This is a genomic window from Lentzea alba (assembly GCF_047445655.1).
GTDB lineage: Bacteria > Actinomycetota > Actinomycetes > Mycobacteriales > Pseudonocardiaceae > Lentzea > Lentzea alba_A.
This window is the reverse complement of the sequence record NZ_JAJAEG010000024.1, coordinates 24604-39811: the sequence shown is the minus strand read 5'-3', so window position 1 is coordinate 39811 and position 15208 is coordinate 24604. Positions and strand designations below refer to the sequence as shown.

General features: G+C 68.2%; 9 protein-coding genes. 4 read left to right on the top strand and 5 right to left on the bottom strand.

Annotation, left to right across the window (positions count from 1 at the left end; all coding sequences use genetic code 11):
• The gene (locus LFM09_RS33815) at positions 1–906 is read right to left on the bottom strand and encodes a hypothetical protein (RefSeq protein ID WP_414100654.1); all 906 of its coding nucleotides are present in this window, start codon (positions 904–906) and stop codon (positions 1–3) included.
• Between LFM09_RS33815 and LFM09_RS33810 the strand changes: the two genes are divergently transcribed.
• Positions 907–2619 carry a CHAT domain-containing protein gene (locus tag LFM09_RS33810; protein WP_414100653.1) on the top strand — a complete coding sequence of 571 codons (1713 nt, stop codon included), beginning with the start codon at positions 907–909 and terminating at the stop codon, positions 2617–2619.
• Between the two features lie 12 nt (positions 2620–2631).
• Here LFM09_RS33810 and LFM09_RS33805 read toward each other — a convergent pair whose 3' ends face one another.
• Positions 2632–4389 carry a CATRA conflict system CASPASE/TPR repeat-associated protein gene (locus LFM09_RS33805; protein ID WP_414100652.1) on the bottom strand — a complete coding sequence of 586 codons (1758 nt, stop codon included), beginning with the start codon at positions 4387–4389 and terminating at the stop codon, positions 2632–2634.
• Positions 4373–4714 (bottom strand): CATRA system-associated protein, encoded by a 342-nt coding sequence (locus tag LFM09_RS33800; protein WP_414100651.1) that lies wholly within the window; start codon positions 4712–4714, stop codon positions 4373–4375. The genes LFM09_RS33805 and LFM09_RS33800 overlap by 17 nt, the downstream gene beginning before the upstream one ends.
• Before the next feature lie 175 nt (positions 4715–4889).
• On the opposite strand from LFM09_RS33800, the gene LFM09_RS33795 reads away from it, so the two are divergent.
• The 3 genes from LFM09_RS33795 (at position 4890) to LFM09_RS33785 (ending at position 11500) form a co-directional block, all read left to right on the top strand.
• Positions 4890–7787 (top strand): CHAT domain-containing protein, encoded by a 2898-nt coding sequence (locus LFM09_RS33795; protein ID WP_414100650.1) that lies wholly within the window; start codon positions 4890–4892, stop codon positions 7785–7787.
• Positions 7757–9658 carry a CHAT domain-containing protein gene (locus LFM09_RS33790; protein WP_414100649.1) on the top strand — a complete coding sequence of 634 codons (1902 nt, stop codon included), beginning with the start codon at positions 7757–7759 and terminating at the stop codon, positions 9656–9658. Before LFM09_RS33795 ends, LFM09_RS33790 begins: the two co-directional genes overlap by 31 nt.
• A gap of 144 nt (positions 9659–9802) precedes the next feature.
• Positions 9803–11500, top strand: coding sequence for a CHAT domain-containing protein (locus LFM09_RS33785; RefSeq protein WP_414100648.1), 1698 nt, complete (start codon positions 9803–9805; stop codon positions 11498–11500).
• A gap of 817 nt (positions 11501–12317) precedes the next feature.
• Here LFM09_RS33785 and LFM09_RS33780 read toward each other — a convergent pair.
• Positions 12318–13541: a TIR domain-containing protein gene (locus tag LFM09_RS33780; protein ID WP_414100647.1), complete on the bottom strand. Its 1224-nt coding sequence runs from the start codon at positions 13539–13541 to the stop codon at positions 12318–12320.
• Positions 13538–15172, bottom strand: coding sequence for a hypothetical protein (locus LFM09_RS33775; protein WP_414100646.1), 1635 nt, complete (start codon positions 15170–15172; stop codon positions 13538–13540). The genes LFM09_RS33780 and LFM09_RS33775 overlap by 4 nt, the downstream gene beginning before the upstream one ends.
• Between the last annotated feature and the right edge of the window lie 36 nt (positions 15173–15208).

Sequence of the window (15208 nt, the reverse complement as noted above, 5' to 3'; positions counted from 1 at the left end):
TCATAGGCGCCCGTACCGTTGAGCCCTGACACTGCGACACGGCTGAGGTGCCCTTTGCTCGCCCATCCGAACCGGCTGGCCGTCCGGCTGTGGTGGGCGATGATGCGGTTTCAGCGGTACGAGCAGCCGCCTCACGACGTGGCGGAGCTGGACGCCGCGATCGGCTGCCTGCGCGAGTGCCTCGATCTGGTGGGTGCGGGCGAAGTCGAGGACTTGGGCAAGGTGCGCCTCCGCCTGGGAACGGCATTGTGCAGGCGTTGGGAGTCCCAGGGGGACGATCGGTTCGCTGAGGGCGTCGATCTGCTCGTGCGGGCCGTCGACGATCTTCGCAGTAACTTCGCGGAGCGGGTGGTCGCCTTGCGCAACCTGGCAGGGATGGCGCCGGCGAGGTACGCGACCACCGGGGATCAGCGCTGGCTCCGCCTCGGACTGGATGCCGCTCGCGAGGCCCGACAGCATGGTGGTAGCTCCGAGGATGTCGCGTCGAGCGCGGAAAACCTCGCGGTGATCTTGTTTCAGAGGTTCGCGCACAGCCAGGACGTCCTGGTTCTGAGGGAAGGGATGGCTGCTTTCCAGGAAGCCGTCCGGATGACCGAGGGCGAAGGTCTCGTTCTGGCGCGGCGCATCCGCGGCCTTGCCGGTGCTTTCACCTCGCTCTACGAGGTCGAGAAGGATCGCGAACACCTGGCTCTCGCGGAGAAACTGTTGCGGATCGCGGTGCGCATGGTGCCAGCAGATCATCCCGAGATGCCGACGATGCTCGATCAGCTGGCTTGCGCGTTGCGCGCGTCCTTCCGAGAACAGCAGGATGTCGCAGGGATGGAAGAAGCGGTCGAGGTGTCGGCGGCCGCCGTGGCGGCCGCACCTCGGACCGGCAGCGATCGACTCATGTTCCAGCTCACGCACGTGAGCGCGCTCCTTGAGCTGTACTCCACCACGAACGCCTCACCGCTGCTGGCAGCCGCGGACCAGATCAGCACCGAGCTGCTCGCCGCGGTTCCCGAGCGCCACGTGGCTAGGGCGACGGTGTTGCGGATCCGGGGAACGGTGGAGTTGCGGCTCGGTGATGCCGAGAAGGCGATGCAGCTTCTCGAGGCGTCTGCGCGCACACCGGACGTCCTCCCTCGCAGGCTCCGAGCCGCGCGACACGCCGCGTACGAGGCTGGGCGGGCCGGGGAGTGGCAGCGGGCGGCGGCGATGCTCGCGGACGCGGTGTCGCTGCTGCCGCAGCTGGCTTCCCGGCACCTGACGCGGCTGGACCAGGAACGCCTGCTCGCCGGGTGTGTCGGTTTGGCTCGAGAGGCCTGTGCGTACGCGATCCAGGCCGGCGATCCTGTCGCCGCGCTGCTCGTGCTCGAACACGGTCGCGGAATCCTCCTCCGGCAACTGCTGGAGGACAGGGACGACCTGTCCGAGCTGAGGCGGGTTCGCCCCGACCTGGCCGCGAGGATCGACGCGTGCCGCGCGGTGTTCGCCTCCGCCGATCCCGCCAGTCGCGACGCCGTACACGCGGCGGCTGAGGAGTGGGAGCGCGTCGAGGCCGAGTTGCGGGAACTTCCGGGGTTCGGAGGGGTCTTCGCTGGGCCGGACTTCGCCGAGCTGCGCGCTGCCGCCGCCGATGGGCCGGTGGTCGTGGTCAACGTGGCGGCGTTGCGCACGGATGCCCTGGTGCTCACGGGGGAGGGCGTCGAGGTGGTCGAGCTGTCCGAAGCCGGTGCGGCGGTTGCACAGGAGTGGTTCCGGACGCTGATCACGACCGTTCAGGACGGCAGGGGAGAGCTCGTCCCCGACGTGCTGGCGTGGTTGTGGGATGCGATCGCCCAACCCGTGCTCGACCGGCTGGGCCTCGGTCCGCACCAGGAGGGGAAGCCGTGGCCCCGGATCTGGTGGTCGCCGACCGGGCCGCTGGTCTTCTTGCCGCTGGCGCACGCAGGTCGGCACGGTACGGACGGTGAGGCGGTGATGGACAGGGTGGTGTCGTCCAACACCCCTTCGGTCCGGGCGTTGATACGCGCCAGGAGCCGGCCGGTGGCATCCGGCGAGTCGCGGCTGGCGGTGATCGCGGTGTCCGAGCCGCCGGAGTTCGACCCGCTTCCCGCCGCACGGCGCGAGGTGGACCGGGTTGTCGCCCAGGCCTCATCGCCGCCAACAGTGCTGATCAACTCCGCACGTGCGGAGGTGATGGAGGCGCTCGCGACGCACGAGCGCATTCATCTCGTGTGCCACGTGGACCAGAGCGTCCGGATGCCGACGGCGGCCTGTCTTGTGCTCGCGGACCACGAGGAGAACCCGTTGACGCTGCGTGACATCGCTCAGCTCGACCTCGAACATGCCGAGTTGGCGTATCTGTCCGCGTGCGCATCCGGGCGCGGTGGCATCGCGCTAACGGAGGAGGCGATCGATCTGGCGGCAGCGTTCCAGGCGGCGGGTTACCGGCACGTGGTGGCGACGTTGTGGCCCATCGGGGACGCTGCCGCGTGCGCCTTCAGCGGTGCCGTGTACGGGGTGATCAAAGCCGAAGGTGTGGACGGGACGGCACAAGCGGTGCACCGAACCGCCAGGGCGCTGAGGAAGAAGCCTCCGATCATGTGGGCCGCGTTCCTGCACACCGGGCCCTGAGCCGCTCGTGCCTCACGGATCAGGAGAAGGTGGTGTTCTGCTGAACGCGCTGAGGTCGCTGAACCGACCGGTGCGGTAGAGGTCGATGGCGCGGTCGTTCACCGGGCAGCCGGCCACCTCGAGTCGGCGTGCCAGCTTCAGGATCGTGTAGGGGCGTCCGTCGAACCTGATGACGTTGACGCCGCCCATGTCGCCGATCGGCCGCAGCGCTCCTGCTTCGAGCACGATCGTCCGCTCGGGAGCGACCATGAGCGACATGCCCATCTCCAGGATGACGTTGGGCCTGGCCTGGAGGTTGAGCGCCGTCTCGGACTCGGGGTCGCGGCTGCCCGCCAGCGCGGGATGAAGCTGAACGGCGTCGTCCGGCGTCATCAGCACCACGATGGCCTGCGCGATCGTCGGCGCGAGCCGCACGACGTCCATGATCGACGGGGAGGTGCTGCCGGTGGCCGCGACGAGGTCTTCCCAGTCGAACGGGCGAAGGTCGAAGGCCTGCAGGATCGAGTAGACAATCTCCTTCATCTCGGTGTCGCGCCCGTGCACCACGAACACGTTCCGCGACTTGTCCTCGGGCTGCGTGGTAGACCGGGACCGCGGTGTGATCGAGCGCGTGCTCGGCACGGCTCCGCTTCGGGTGAGCTCGTCGGCGACGAGCTCGCGGTGCCGCCTGGTCCGGTCGAGCCGGGCGCGTTGTGCGTCGTGTTCGGCGGACGAGTCCCGGACGAGTGAGCGTGCCAGCTCGGCGTCGTTGGCGATGATCGGGCACGAACCGTCGTTCCTGCCCCACGCCTTCTCCATCTGCTCGAGGCTGTCGCGGCTCGTGGTGGTCACCTGCCTGAGCCGGTCCACGAGCTCGTCGAGCACGAGCTCGCCTCGCTGGAGCTGACGGAGGTGCTCCTGCGACACGCGAAGTTCGTTTTCGCTGCCAGCGCTGAACAACCTGGTGAGCACCGCGGAGACCTCGTTCGTGGCGCTGATCGGGCCCGGCCGGTCAGACCGCCCTCGCCAGGTCTCCAGCACTTGCGACTGGTAACGCAACAGCGAGGCGTGCAGCAGATACTCCGCGAACGACGGCAGGTCCGCCGACCCGTTGTCAGACCAGACCCACGTACCCAGCTCTCGGTCCGCGTCCGGTCGGGCGACGACGAGCAGCTCCCGCGTGCCGGTGAGCTGGCCCTGGTGGGTGTCCCACACCGCGAAGCCGCCCGGTGACGTGGTGCCGCCGTGTTCCCAGCCTCGCCGGCGGGTCTCGTCGTGTGGCAGCAGAGCCGTCAGCGACGTGGCGAGCTTCTCGGTGGCGCCTTCCCACCTGCTGCGCTTGGACTGCGTGCGCCCCAACAGCAGTACGACCTCGCCGAGCACCACCTCGTTGTTGTAGCGGGAGACGCGTGACCACAGTTGCGCGAACTCTCGCCACCCGAGCACCGGAGTGTTGCCAACGCTCCGTGCGAGCCTGCCCGTGCGCTCCGGACGCGGCTGGATCATCATCACGGAGACGACCAGCACGTGACCTGCCCGGCGCAGCACACACTGCCGGTCTCGGTGGCCCGGACGTTCCTGAGCGGCGAGCAGTACGCCGCCCGGCAGCTCTTCCAACCGCTCCGGCAACTGGTCGGGGCACGCCAGTCCGGCGATCGGCGAGGTGGTGCCGAGCTGGGTGCGGCACTCGGTCCACAGCCGGCGCAGCTCCTGGTAGGACTCCTGCTTCAACGGACCGTTCTCGAACACGAAGAGATGAGCGACGAACTCCTCGTCAACGACCGGCGCCATGGTCCTCGTCCGCTTCGGGAGCCTCCAAGCCCTCATCGAGGTCGTGCACTATGTCCTTCGCAACGTGCCTGAGCCGGTCCGGTGCGGGCTCCGTGGGAGGTCCACCGATGGGTTGGATCCGCAGCGGCGCCGCGAGTTCGAGGTCGGTCACCAGTTTCTCGACCTCGGCGGCGTTTCCTGCCTGCAACGCCAGCCGCAGCCGCTCGACCAGAGCTTCGACCAGTGGCCACTGATCCCTCGGCAGCTTCCACTGGACCGCGTCACCGAGGATGTCCTGGACGTCGGAGCGGAGGTCGCTGGAAATGCCGCTGTGGGCGCTCGTCATCGCGTCAGCTTAGGAGATGTCGACGCCGGTGGTGGGGACCTCCGCCCGGCCGGGTGAACGTTCCGTCCGAGGGAGCTACGATCCGCAGTTCGCACTGGGCTCTGTGGTGATTGTCAGGTGTGGCAGGAGAAGTAGCGTTGTCGAAGGTGATGAGCGGGTTTCCGGTCGGGATGGCATGACGGTGCCGGACGAGTGGACGCAGGCCAACGCGGCGGGCCGTGAGCTCACCGCCTACCAGAACGGTGACGGCGCGGCGCTCGCGAGAGCCGTCGCCCTGGTTCGTGCGGCAGAACCATCGGCGTCCGATCCGGACGTTCTGCGGTTGTTGAGCAAGGTCCTGCTGTTCGGGGCGTCCGAAACACCTTCCCAGGCGACATGGGAGGAAGCGGAGCGAGTCGGGCGGAGTGCGGTCGACGCCGCGGAACCTCGTCATCCCGCTCTCGCGTTGGCGCTGGGGACGCTTGCGACGCTGAAGTACGAGTGGTTCGGCGTGTGCCACAACAGAAGCGCCATCGAGGAAGCCGTCGCGCTCGGCTTACGAGCGGTCGAGGTGGGGGCGGAGGAGTACGACGACCATCTGTCGATCGTGCAGAACCTGTTGGTGCACACGAAGACGCTGGCCGATTTCGGCGTGCCCGTACCTGACCGCCCGCTGCTGGTGGCGGAGACCGTCCTCGCTGACCTGCCCGCTCGTCATCCAGGATGGCCTCCGATCACGGCCGGTTACGCGGTGCTCCTCTGCGAAGTGGCGATGCGCGCGTCCTCGGCGACCGGGTTGGACACCGCGATCTCCAGACTGCGTGGGGTGATCACCGGGACGGGGGAACCGCAGCGCGTGCTGGCGGGACGTCGCGCCAACCTCGCGACGATGCTGGGCTGGCGTTACCTCCTGGGACACGAGGTCCGCCATCTCGACGAGGCCGTGGAGGAGTACCGCGAAGCCCAGGCGCAATGGCCCGGCCAGGAGATCATGACAGGGCTCGGCGAGACGTTGATGAGCAGGTTCGCCCGCCAACCCGCACAGGACGACCTCGACCAGGCCCTGCGGACGTTGAGACAGGCCGTTGCCGAGGAGGGCGCTGGTCGCGGCCGTGCGCTGGCCGGACTCAGCTCGGCGATGCAGGAGAAGCATCGGCTGACGGGAGAACCGGACCACTTCTTCGAGGCGGTGGACCTCGCTCGCCGTGCTGTAGGTGCCGCCGATCACCCTGACCTGCCCGAACGACTGGTCGATCTGGTCGTGCTGCTGGGCTCGACGAGCGCCGCGAGCGCCGTGATGGCCGCGGAGGCGGTGACTGAAGGGCGGAGGGCGGTGGCGATGTTGAAGGACGGTGACATCCTGCTTCCGCGCGCCAGGTCCGCGCTGGGCATCGCCTTGCTGGGCCACCACGAGCACACTCGCGAGCCACGTGAACTCGGTGAAGCCGTGAACCAGCTGAGGGAAGCGGTGAAGGGCACTGATCCACGAGATCCGGCGCACGCTCTGTACCGCGCCAACCTCGGACTCGCGCTGCACACCCGGTTCACCGCTCGCGGCAGGCGATCTGACCGGCGTGCGGCGCTGGCCGAATACCGGGAGGCCGCGGCGACGGCGGCTGAGCCTGAAGTGAGGCAGACCGCGGCGCGCAACCAGGGTTACCTGGCCGCCGAGACGCGCAGGCCGGCGGAGGCTGCCGCGGCACTCGCCCATGCCGTCCGTCTGCAGGCCCAAGCCGTGCCGGAGCGACTCGCCCGTTCCGACGTCCAGCGCCTGTTGGTCGGCACCGGCGACCTGGCTGAGGACGCGGCCGCGATGGCCGTGGTGCGGTACCAGGACGACCGCGCGGCCGGCCTGCTGGAGCTGGGCCGAGGTGTGCTCCTGAACCGGACGTTGAGCCTGCGCACCGATCTCGGCGCAGTGCGCCAGGTTTCGGCAGAGCTGGCCGGCGCGTTCGAACGAGCGTCTGACCATGTCGAGGCGACTGCGCTGAGCGGAAAGGTCGAGGAGCGCGCTCGCGCGTTGGCCGGCTATCGCGACGTGCTGGAGGAGATCCGGGCGCAGCCGGGACTGCGTCGCTTCCTGGCGCCACCGCGCACCGCGGAGCTCACCCGCACCGCGCGGCAGGGCCCGGTCGTACTGGTCAACGTGAGCTCGTATCGGTGCGACGCGCTGGTCCTGCTGCGCGACGGCGTAGCGTGTATCCCGTTGCCGCGACTGAACCTTCACGAGGTACGCGAGCAGGTGAGATCGGTGTGTTCGGGTGTTCCCGCCGATGCCGACCTTGTGGGTACGTTGGACTGGTTGTGGCACGCGGTGGCTGGACCGGTGCTCACAAGGCTGGCACCAGTGTTGAACGTCGGCGACCGTCTGTGGTGGGTGCCGACGGGCGTGCTGTCGTTGCTGCCCTTGCACGCGGCGACCAGTGCGCGGACCGGCGAGTCGGCGCTGGATCGAGTCGTTTCGTCTTACGCGCCAACGGCTTCCGCTATCAGACACGCCAGACGGCCTGGTACCTCGTCCTCCCTGCCGATGGTGATCTCCGCGAGATACGCGGACGACCCGTTGCCGCGCTCGGTGCAGGAAGCCGCGGAGGTCGCGGCGAGGTGGGGGACGTCCCCGCTGGACGCGACGGATCTGCCCGGTGCCGAGGTGCTTTCCGCTTTGGCATCGGCGGGACGCGCGCACATCGCGTTGCACGCGGTGTCCGATCCGCTGGATCCGTCGGCCAGCAGGCTTCTCCTTCCTCATGGACAGGTCGACGTGACCGATGTGCTCAGGATGAAGCTGGGCGATTCCGCGTTCTGCTACCTGTCGGCCTGTGAGACCTCCAGCACGACCACCGAGCTCGCGAACGAGGCCATCCATCTCACGTCTGCGTTCTTCCTGGCCGGCTTCCGTTCCGTGGTGGGCACGTTCTGGCCGATGGGTGACGTGGTGTCCGGACGTGCAGCCGTGCGGTTTCACGACCAGATCGGTCCGGCGCCGGCCGCGGCGGACATCGCGTTGGCGGTGCACCGGAGTGCGCTCGACCTCCGGCGCCGTTACCCACGCGCGCCACGGGCTTGGGCGGCGCTGCAGCACGTCGGAGCCTAGAAGCGGTGTCCAGGAACCCGAAGATCTTCCGTCCGGAAGACCTGGCCGCGCTGGTCGCTGACGTGGTGCTGCGGTTGGTGGAGCACGACAACGTCGAGGACGATGCCCTGCGCGCTGCGGACGAGCTCGCGGAGACGCTGCGCGACGGGGTGCAACGGGGCCTGGCCGAGCGGCGGAATCAGTACTGGTACTGGGTCGCCGCAGTGGAATCGGCGCTCGCGACGGTGAGGGGAGCCGACAGGAGAAGTGCGAGACACAGGGGGACCGCCTTCCGGGCGCTCCGCCTTGCCAGGCTGTTGGCGCCGGAAGGGACCCTGCTGCCGGTTCGTGGTTGGACGAACGCGAGCTTCGAGGAGTTCTGGAAGGTCAGTCTCGCTGTGCAGGCACTCGCCGTCATCCTGCTCTGCGCACCTCGGTCCGCGCCCGCGGAGGTGCGGGCTGATCTGCGCCAGATCCTCTCGATCGCGACAAGTCACGGCGCCGCCCGTCTGGTTGCGGCGACCAAGCGCGCGGCGGGCAGACTGAATGTCGAACTGCCCGCGGAGCCTGTGTCGAAGGGGAGTCCGGACAGTGTGCGCGGTAAGCATCCCGCCGAGGTCGCGAGTTCGATGATCGCCGCCGGCCGGCCCGACCTTTGCGAACCGATGCTCAAGCGCGACGTTCTCGCGGAGATCGAGGAAACGTGCGGCTCCGACGGATCGCCGGCGCGGCGATCGGCCGAACTCCTCGAAGCTGTCGCGGTGGCTGACGCGTGGCCGTTCATGTTCGGTGGCCCGCCCGAGGGTTGGGGTGCCGTCCGTGGCGATCTGCTGTTCGATTCGCTGTTCTACCGAGCAGCGGCCATCGGTGCGGGACGGCGAACCGGCGAAGCACCCTGGACAGATCTGTCCGCCCTCGTTTCCGGAATCAACGTGCTGTGGCTGCGCGAGCTGGAACCGGACTTCTCCGTGATCGCCGGAGTGTCCTGCACGACCGGCGGCGGGTGGCGCTCGTCGTTGGCACAGCTTGATCAGCACGCTCGCGGTCTGTTGCGCGACATGGCTTCCGGACGCATCAAGGACCTTCGAACGGAGGACTTCCAGAGGGTCGGGCAGGTGTTGCTGGAACCGTTGCTCGGCACCTCATCGGAACTGCGGGCGCTTACCGTGATGTTGTCTCCCCGGTTGCGCTGCGTTCCGCTGGACGCTCTCAGACCTGGAGGGCGCGAGCTCATCGCTGACACCGTGGTGTCGGTGGTCCCGAGCTTGGTGTCGATGGCGACGAGACCAGCACGCGAGTACGAGATGGGAGATCGGCTGCGGGTGTTCGGCCTGTTCGACCCAAGCCTGTCCGGCGCCGTCGCGGAGATCGAGGTGTTGCGCGATCTCGTGAGCCGTGGAAAGGCGGACGGCGTCGGGTTCACCGGCCCGGTCCGGCTGAGAAGCGCGATAGCGGCCGACCCCTGCGATCTGCTCACAGTGGCAACACACGGAACAATTCGTTGTGGTGTGCCGGTGCTGGAACCACCAGCTGGGCGATTGGGACTTCCCGAACTGCTGGAGTGGTCCCTTCCCGCGGTGGTGAACCTTGGAGCTTGCCGATCCGCTGAGCCCTCTGGTGCCGCTGTGCCCCTTGACTGGGTCACGGCCGCGCTGCGCCGCGGAGCCCGGTCGGTCATCGCCGCCCGTTGGTCTGTGCCGGATCGGAGCACTTCCCGGATCATCAGCAGGTTCTACGTCAATCTGGCTGACCGGCGGTTCGGGCACGTCGCGTCGGCGTTTCGGAATGCTGTGCTGGTGGAGCGAAAGCGACGGCCTCACCCGTGGTTCTGGGCGGGTCTCGGACTGTTCGGGGACGAGTTGACCGGCGTCCACACCGGAGCGTGGCCGTGATCGTCAGCGGCCTGTGTGGATGTGTCCGGCCCAGTGGTCGGGAAGCTGGGGCTTGGTGTCGCGCTGAGCGCGGGTGGCGTGGTGGAGGGCGTGGGCCGCGTGACCTGGGTGTCGATCATCCACAGTGGACCGTGAGGAGATTTGATGGGGTGGCTGGACGCGTGGCGGACCAGATCGCTCAATGCCAGGTACCGCGTACTGGTGGAGCGGGCGGAGCGCGACGGTGTGAACACGGTGCAGCACGAGGCGTGGCAACTGATCACGGACTGCCTGCCCAGGATGATGACGAGCACGCGCGCCGCGGTCGTCGCGTCGGCGACGATCAGGCTGTCGCTGCCCTCAGAAGCCGGCGCCCGGAACTGGCATCGGACGATGGCGCTCGGCTGGGTCAGCGCCGCCGCTGTTGCCGCTCTGGACCTGCACAGCGGCTTCAACCCGCGGCTGATGGGCGGGTTGGCGCGTGACCTCTTCAGACAGGCGGAGATCTATCACTTCGCTGCCCACCGTGCGAACGTGCCCGCCGTGGGGGCGGTGCTCGCCGAGACACTGTGCTCGCTGCGGCTCGGCGAACGGATGCTCTCGCGGTCGATCGCCGTCTCGGGCGAACGAGGTGAACTGCCGAAGGAAGCGACTTCCCTGCGCCAGAGGCTGGCGGGCGTGCCAGTTGTGGAACTGACCGAACTGCCGGCGTTCACCGGCAACGTGGACGACCTCGCCGACTGGTTCGACAGGTGCTTGCGTGAAGCCTTTCGCGAAGGCGGCGAGGAGGCCGGTCTGGGCCTCGTCCGAGTATGGGGTGTCAACGTTCTCATGGAAGCGGTCCGAACGTGCGGCCGTTCGGTTCTGTACGTGAGTGGCGGGATCGACGCCGGCGTCGCCACCCTCGTCGACGCGGCTGCGCTGGACGACCCGGCCCGGCCGGTGACCACGAGCATCGACTTGCCGGGAGCAGGCCTGATCAACATCGGACAACAGGCGGTCGGGCTGTTCACCGCGACTTCCGGGCGACGCACGGGCACGCTGGACGGTTCCGCGTTCGACAAGCACGTCACCGAGTCGCTGAACTGGGTCGGCGAGACCATCTGGCTGCCGATCCTCGAGAAGTGGCCCCAGCTGCGCACCCAGCCCGTCGCGGTCGTTCCTTTGGGGGAGTGCGGAATGCTGCCGTTCTACACGGCGATCGTCGACGGGCGACCGGCGTGCACCTTGCTCGACCTCACCATCGCGCCGTCGGGTCGTTCCCTCGTGCTGGCGGGTGAGTCGTCCGCTGCACGTGGCGAGGCGTTCGTGGCCGCCGATCCGTCCTCAGGGGCCGCCGAACTGCGCTACGTGGCTCACGAGGCCGCTGCGGTCGCAGACGTTCTTGATGCGCGGCCGTTCGTCGTGGGGCAACCCGGATCTGCGGAAACCGACGTGGTCGCGCGCATCCGGGACAGCGCCGTGGTGCACCTCGCATGCCACGGTGTCGTCCGTCCGGACGAACCTGTCAGCTCGTCGATCGTGCTCGGCGAGCACATCGCGGTCGGGACAATGCTGGAGGAGGACCTGCGCCACGGCTCCCTCGTCGTGCTGTCGGCCTGCGATCTCGCAGGCATCGGCACTGGTCTCCCGGGAGAACAACTCGGCTTTCCAGCCGTCTTGCTGGCGGGAGGTGCTCGTACGGTCGTGGCGGCGTTGTGGCCTGTACCGGATACCCGTCGCACGGTTCGGATGATGACCCGCTTCCACCAGGAGGCCCTGACAACCAGCCCGACGAAGGCGCTCGCTGCTGCGATCGGACACGCGCACAAGTCTGGTGTCCCACCGACGCTGTGGGCGGCTTTCGCCTGCTACGGGGCGTGATCTCGGGTCACGCCCATAGCCAGCCTGGTTGTGAATCGGCGACGTTCTGGCGCAGGCGGGCTGCGCGTTCATGATCGCTCGGGCGGGCAGGTAGGTGTTCGGCCAACTCTGGTGTCTCGTGCGGTCTTGGTGAGGTGCGCGGGCCACTGCACCGCGGACCGCCGCCGTCCTGGTCGCCTTGCTCGCGGAGAGCGGTCGCAGGGCCTCGGACGTGAGTTGGTGGTCAGGAACAGGCTCCGTGCCGAAACGTGCGGCAAGCCGCCGAACAGCGTCGGAGGGCGCGGTGTCGGTGCCCAAGCCCGCCGCAGCGGCCGTCTGCCACATCTGCTCCCAGAGGTCCTCCTCGATCGCAGCGGGGGAGCGCTGCTCGACGATGGAACGCCAATGGTCAGTGGGGGCACGAGTGGAAGCGGCGAGTGCGGACGCGCAGTTGTCGAGCAGTAGTTGCTCGACTCGACCCTGGACTACCGCGGCGGGATCATCGAGGTCTGCGGTGTCCAGCGGTTCCGTCGAGAGGGCCGCCGTGAGCAACGGTTCTGACTGTTGACCGCCAAGAACTTTGGCGGTGCGAAGTGCCGTCGGAACGCCAGCGCAACAGGACATCCGAGCAGCTCTGGAACCTGTGCGATGAGCAGTACGACGATCCGTAGGGTCAGGCTATGCCGTGAGCTCGGTGTCGTGAGCTCGGCGATTAACTCCACATTGGACATTGCTGCCGCGTGCCAGCGCATCCGCAGCCAGCATCAGATCTACGAAGAGGACCGTCACCTCGTTGTTAACGCAGATTGCCGCGTTCCTGCGGAGGCTGTGACATCCGTCAGTCCTCAGGTGGCGTGCGGTCGTACGCTTCCAACTCGGCGAAACGCTGCGGCGACAGCCAGTCAGTGCCGCTGGTGTCCACCGGGCACCCGGCCTGCCCGAGCCGGCCGACGAGCTTGCTGATGGACTCGGCGGACCCGTTGAACCGGATGACGTTCAACCCGTCGAGGTCGGCGATGCGGCGCAGCTGCCCTAGTTCGACGATCACGGTCTTGTTCCGGAAGGCGCTGAGTGCCATCCCGAGCTCGATCAGGACGTTAGGCCGCGCCTGCATGACCTGGGCCGTCTCGTCACGCGGCTCCTTGGGGCCGCGCAGGTCCGGGTGGAGGGTGACGATGTCGTCCGGGGTCAGCAACACCACCACCGCCTGCGCATTGCCTGGCGTCAGTCCGTTCGCGACGACTGCGTTGAGGAACGGAAGCGCGCTGCCGGTGGCGGCGACCAGTGGCTCCCATTCCTGCGGTTCCAGCCGCACCGCGCGGAACAGGTCGAACATCCGGCTCCGCACCGCTTCGTCGCGGCCGTGCACGACGAAGATCTTCCGGCTCACGTCGGTCACCGTTTTCTCGCCCTCGTCGTTCTGTCGTGTCAACTTGTCCGCCTGAACCTCCACCGCCGCGAGCGACGGGCCGCCGAACACGAGCCGCACGGATCGGCTGTGTTCTGGACGCGTAATTCTGATGCCGCCTTCGGTGTAGGCGGCGAAGCCCGCACGATGCAGGCGTTCGATGACGTCGTGGAGTTGCGCGACGGTGAGGTCCTCGCGCATGTCCGGTGGCAAGGCGCTGTGCAGTTCGCGCACGTCGCGCAGTTGATCGCCGGACTTGAGCAACTGCGCGTGCAGCACCAGCTCACTTGGGTCGAGCTCGACCGATCGCACCGAGAAGAGCAGAGACGCGACCGCGGCCAGCACTGCCACCGGGACAGAGCCGACGTCCATCAGCCACATCGCGGAGGTCGCGATGACACCGGTGAGAACCGCACGCGCGGCGGCGGGCTTGAGGTCGATGTGCCACGAGCCCGTGCGGATCTCGAACGCGGGACCCGGACCCGCGTGTTGCCGGACCAGAACCCGGATCGCGATGGTGAGATCACGGGGGTTCACGAGGAGCGCGTTGGCCAGTTCGGTGACCAGCGCGGCGTCGATCGTGACGAGGCCGACGTCTGCGGCGGAGTGCTCTGCCGGGCTGAAGAGCAGTGCGTTGAGGTCTGTGGTGTTCACTCGGCGGCGTCCTGTCCGAGTACGGACCAGGCGCCCAGCACGTGGTTGACCGCCACGTTCCACGCTCCCCAGTCCTGCCGGATCATGTCGTCGCCGATCGTCAACAGGTCTCCATGTCGCCGGCGGAGCTGTTCGAACAGCAGGGCGACCGCTTCACGGGTGCCGATGTGCAGGAACCGGCAGTTCGGCGCCCTGTCGACGGCGAACGCGAGCAGCCACAGCGCACCGTCCTCTGCCCCTTCGAGCGGGAGCAGTCCCATCGCGACTCCGGCGCCTTGCCGAATCCAGTCGGCGACGTGCCAGGCAACGGGAAGGTCCATCAACACGAACACCGGCTCCGCGCCGTGCAGCAAGGCGGCTACTCGGTCGTCGGTGAGCGTGAAGTGAGTGGTGATCGCCAGCAGCGGCACGGCTTCCAGGAGGCCCTGTGCGTGTTGGGGTGTGCAGCCGTCCGGTAGCAGCCCGAAGATGGTTCCTTCGCCCTCCGGCGTCCGTACCGGCACCATCAGTGCTGTCAACGGTTCTGGTGGCGGCATGCCCTCCAGGAACGCGAACTGCCTCGTCGCGATCTTCCTGCTCAGCCAGACTCCGCACACGTGCGGGTCTCCGTCGACATCCCACGAGTAGAAGCTGGGCAGCGAGGCGAGCGTTGCCTCAGCGCTGACGATGCCGGCGGGCCAGGGTGCGCGCAGCCTGATGTTCTGGCGGTCAAACTCAAGGCCGTCGTCGCTGATTGGCCGTCGTTCTGCGACGATGCTCAGTCGCTGGGCGAGTTCGGCGTCCACCTCGGCCACCGCGCCTTTCAGCGCCTCGGTCCAGGGCTTCTGCTCGGTCCACGGCACGGTGGCCAGGCCGAGGTCGTCAAGAACGCCAGCCGCGTAGTCGTAGCACCGGCGTAGCAGGACGTCTTCTTCGAACTCGCGCAGGTCGTCCAGTTCGTCATCGTCCGGCAGGTGACGCCAGTCCGGGTCGCCCTCACCGATTCCGCGCTCGGGAAACTCTGCCGCGAGGTCGCGGAAGAGGTCAGCGAACCCGCCGGGGCCGCCTGCTCGTTCGAAGGCGGCCAGCCGGTCGTCCGGGCAGCCGGTCCTGCTCGGCAGGCGGTGCGGCATGCGCCCAAAGCCATTGTCGACGAGCTCGAGCAACTCGGCGGGGGCCATGCAGACGCGTAGGGTGGCCGCCGCCGCCGTCTCGCGAACCCGCCAGGGCAGGACGGATGGCCCGGCGAGTGCGTGACCGCGGGTCAGGTGTGCGGTGTAGGCGACGTTGCCCGACAACAGTTTCCGGGCGCGTTCCACACCGGTGACCGATGCGGACAGAGTCGTGGCGAAGGTCTCGTGGGTCGCGGTCGAGTACTCGACCATGCTCTCGAAGAGTTCGTCGAGGGTGCTGGCGCGGTAGCCACGGCGGGCCAGCAGCGCCCCCATGGCGGCGACCAGGCCGAACGGGCTGCTGGCCTGGAACTCGTGGTGCAGCCCTTCGTGCGTCCCGACCATCAGCTGCTCGTCCCCGTTACCGATGTTACGCAGGACCAGGGTCCACGTTCCCATGCCGTCGTACCCGCCTAGCAGGCCTTCCCTCAGCGTGTCGGCCAAACCGTCGCGGTCGCAGCGGTACGCGACGCGGTGCATTGCTTCCTCCTCGCGGGCCTCGTGTCCGCGGACATC